The sequence below is a fragment of the Rathayibacter sp. AY1F3 genome (assembly GCF_002931975.1).
GTDB lineage: Bacteria > Actinomycetota > Actinomycetes > Actinomycetales > Microbacteriaceae > Rathayibacter.
In genome coordinates this window covers 1-3,495 of the sequence record NZ_PSVF01000064.1, presented here as the reverse complement: position 1 = coordinate 3,495, position 3,495 = coordinate 1, and the positions used below count along the sequence as shown (strand labels likewise).

Here is a 3,495-nt window from a genome sequence, read left to right as displayed (position 1 = left end):
CCTCCGATCCCGCCCCCGTCCGACCCTTCACAGCAGGAGACCACCCATGCGCAGACGATTCATCCCCCTCGCCGCCGTCCTGGCGTCGACCGCCGCCCTCACCGGCTGCAGCGGCTTCGGCGGAGGAGGCGGCGGTTCGGCCGACGCCGACTCGATCACCTTCACCACCTGGGCCAGCGAGTCCGAGCAGGCGGCCTTCGAGTCGCTGATCACCGACTTCGAGGCCGAGCACGAGGGGGCGAGCGTCGAGCTCAACGTCGTCCCCTACGACCAGATGTTCAGCAACATCGACGCGCAGCTGTCGTCGGGCGAGGCCCCCGACGTGTTCCGCGTCGACTACGGCAACCTCGGCGTCTACTCCAGCCAGGAGCAGCTGCTCGACCTGACCGACCGGATCGACGACTTCGACTCCTTCACGCCCGCGTTCCAGGAGGCCGTCTCCTTCGAGGGGAAGCCCTACGGCGTCCCGCACCAGACCGACGTGTCGGCGCTGCTGGTGAACACGCAGCTGCTCGCGGCGGCCGGCATCACCGACGTGCCGACCACCGCCGACGAGGCGTGGACCTGGGAGGAGTTCGCCGACGCCTCCGCGAAGCTGCGCGCGAGCCTGCCCGCCGAGCAGTACCCGTTCGTCTACAACTGGCAGCTCGGCGGCACGCCCCGCTGGCTGAGCTGGCTGTTCGAGGCCGACGGCACGCTGCTGGAGGAGGACGGCACCACTCCGGCGATCGACTCCGCCGCCGGCGCGAAGGCGCTGGACTTCACGAAGAGCTTCTTCGACAACGACTGGGTCCCGCCGACCAGCTCGGTGAAGTCCGCCACCTACGCCGACTCCTTCTTCACGGAGCAGACCGCGGCGATGGCCTTCGCCGGGTCCTTCCTGGTGCCGGACATCGACGACCTCGCCGACTTCGAGTGGACCGCCACGCCGATGCCCGTCGACGAGCGCGGCGCGACCGACCTCGGCGGCAACGCCCTCGTCGCCACGGCCGACACCGATGACCCCGAGCTCGCGACCGAGTTCCTCTCGTTCATGACGCAGGCCGACACCATGGCCGAGTTCTGCGCGGCGACGAACGAGCTGCCCACCCGGTCCGACATCGACCCCGCGTCGATCGACTTCGCGGTGCGCCCGGACGTGATGCCCGTGTTCGTCGAGCAGGCCGCGACGATCACCCCGCGGGACGTGCAGCAGCTCACCTCGCCGTTCCTCGCGAAGATCTCCGTCGCGATGCAGGACCAGCTCGAGGAGGCGTTCGTCGGCGGGCGCAGCACCGAGGAGACCCTCTCCGGCCTCGACGCGGCCATCCAGCAGGCGACCAGCTGATGACCGCCACCACCCTCCGCGGCCGGGCGGGCTCCTCCGCCCGGCCGCGGTCGGCCCGCAGGCGCGAGGCCCTCGCCGGCTTCGGCTTCGTCGGCCCGAACCTGCTCCTGATGGCGCTGTTCCTGTTCGTGCCGATCCTCTGGGCGATCCAGCTCTCGTTCCAGGAGTCGCGCGGCTTCGGCACGCCCGAGTGGGTCGGCTTCGCGAACTACCTGCGGATGGGCGCCGATCCGGTGTTCTGGCAGAGCCTGGGCAACACGCTCCTCTTCACCGCGGTCACCGTGCCGCTCGAGCTCGCCGGCGGCCTCGGCCTGGCCGTGCTGCTCAACTCCGTGCTGCCCGCGCGCGGGATCTTCCGAACGGTGATCGTGCTGCCCCTGGTGATCTCGGGCGTCGCCTCCGGGATGATCGCGGTCACGATCTTCAGCGAGTCCTCGGGCATCGTGAACAAGGTGCTGAGCTCGCTGGGCGCCTCGCCGGTCGCGTGGCAGTCGGACGGCTCCGCGGCGATGATCTCGGTGATGCTGACCGCGGTGTGGCTGCGGATCGGCTTCAACATGGTGATCTACCTGGCGGGCCTGCAGAGCGTCTCGCCCGAGCTCTACGAGGCCGCACGAATCGATGGAGCGACGCGCTGGCAGCAGTTCCGCGCGCTGACGGTGCCGCTGGTCGGCCCGTCCACCTTCTTCCTGCTGATCATGAACGTGATCGCCTCGTTCCAGGTCTTCGACATCGTCTTCGTGATGACGGGCGGCGGCCCCGGCTTCTCCACGTCGGTGCTCGGCACCTACGCGTACCGCAACGGCTTCCAGGTCCGCGAGCAGGGCTACGGCGCCGCGCTCGGCGTCGTCATCCTGCTGGTCTCCCTCGCCTTCACCTACCTGCAGTGGCGCACGAGCCGCACGCGCGACCTCGTCGACTAGGAGCCCTCATGTCGTCATCCACCGTCACCACGCCCGCCGCGGTCGCCGCGGCCACCGCCCGCGAGACCCCGCGCCGGCGTCCCTCCCGCCGCGACGGCTCCCGCTCCGGACTCGTCGTCCGTCTCGTCGTCGCGATCGTCGCCTCGGCGATCGTGTTCTTCCCGCTGTACTGGATGCTCGTCATCGCCTTCTCGCCGCGCGGCGAGGTGTTCGCGCCCGGCCCGCCCCGCTTCTGGCCGAGCGAGATCTCGTTCGAGAACTTCGCGACGGTGTTCGCGCGCTTCCCCGTGGGCGAGTGGTTCGTCAACTCGGTCGTGATCGGGGTGTTCGTCACGGTGTTCACCGTCGTGGTGAACCTGCTGGCCGGCTGGGGCTTCGCGCGGCTGCGCTTCCCCGGGCGGAACCTGCTGTTCCTGCTCGCACTGGCCACGATGATGATCCCGGTGCAGGCGATCATGGTCGCGCAGTTCAAGCTCGTGACCGGACTGCAGATCTACGGCACCTACTGGTCGGTGATCCTGCCCGGAGCAGCGGCGGCCTTCGGGATCTTCCTCGCCCGGCAGTTCTTCCTCTCCATCCCGGAGGAGCTGATCGAGGCGGCGCGGATCGACGGCGCCGGCCACCTGCGGGTGTTCCTGCAGATCGTGCTGCCGCTCTCGAAGCCGCTGATCGCCGTCCTGATCCTGCTGACTCTGCTCGGCAGCTGGAACGACTTCGCCTGGCCGCTGATCGCCCTGAAGGACAACGAGCTGTTCACGCTGCCGATCGGCCTGCTCTACCTCAAGGGCCAGTCGACGCCGGACTACAGCGCGAGCATGGCGCTGGCGCTGGTGTCGGTGCTGCCGATGGTGCTGCTGTTCCTGTGCTTCCAGCGCTACTTCGTGCAGGGGTTCGCGCGCAGCGGCATCCGGTGAGGTCGGGCGGCGGCACGGGCGGCGGCACGGGCGGAGTGGAGCGGTCGCCGCGGCGGGAGGCTCCTGACCGGACGGGGCAGGAGAGGACGTGGAAGGAGAGGACAGAGCAGGGCCGGAGAGGACGGGGCAGGAGAGTGCCGACGGACGCTGCGGGCGGCGGGCGGCGGGCGGCGGAGAACGTGAACCACGTGGAGGTCGTCCGGTCGTGATCTCCCGAGTTCGACGGCTCTCCTGCGCGGCGGGGGCGTCCGCCAGCCGGAGCGGGACGGGAGCGGACCGGGACGGAGCGGACCGGGACGGAGCGGACCGGGACGGAGGGGCGGACCGGGAC

At 70.2% G+C, this 3,495-nt stretch carries 3 protein-coding genes; all 3 read left to right on the top strand.

Annotated features, from left to right (window positions below):
* The first annotated feature begins 46 nt into the window (after positions 1-46).
* The 3 genes from C5C39_RS17085 to C5C39_RS17075 are packed head-to-tail and all read left to right on the top strand — an operon-like array spanning position 47 to position 3,164.
* Complete coding sequence (locus tag C5C39_RS17085; RefSeq protein ID WP_258066164.1) at positions 47-1,327, top strand: sugar ABC transporter substrate-binding protein; 1,281 nt, start codon at positions 47-49, stop codon at positions 1,325-1,327.
* Entirely contained in the window at positions 1,327-2,250 is a 924-nt protein-coding gene (locus C5C39_RS17080) for a carbohydrate ABC transporter permease (protein ID WP_104239656.1), read from the top strand. The genes C5C39_RS17085 and C5C39_RS17080 overlap by 1 nt, the downstream gene beginning before the upstream one ends.
* A gap of 8 nt (positions 2,251-2,258) precedes the next feature.
* Positions 2,259-3,164 (top strand): carbohydrate ABC transporter permease, encoded by a 906-nt coding sequence (locus tag C5C39_RS17075; RefSeq protein ID WP_104269799.1) that lies wholly within the window; start codon positions 2,259-2,261, stop codon positions 3,162-3,164.
* The last annotated feature ends 331 nt before the right edge of the window (positions 3,165-3,495 follow it).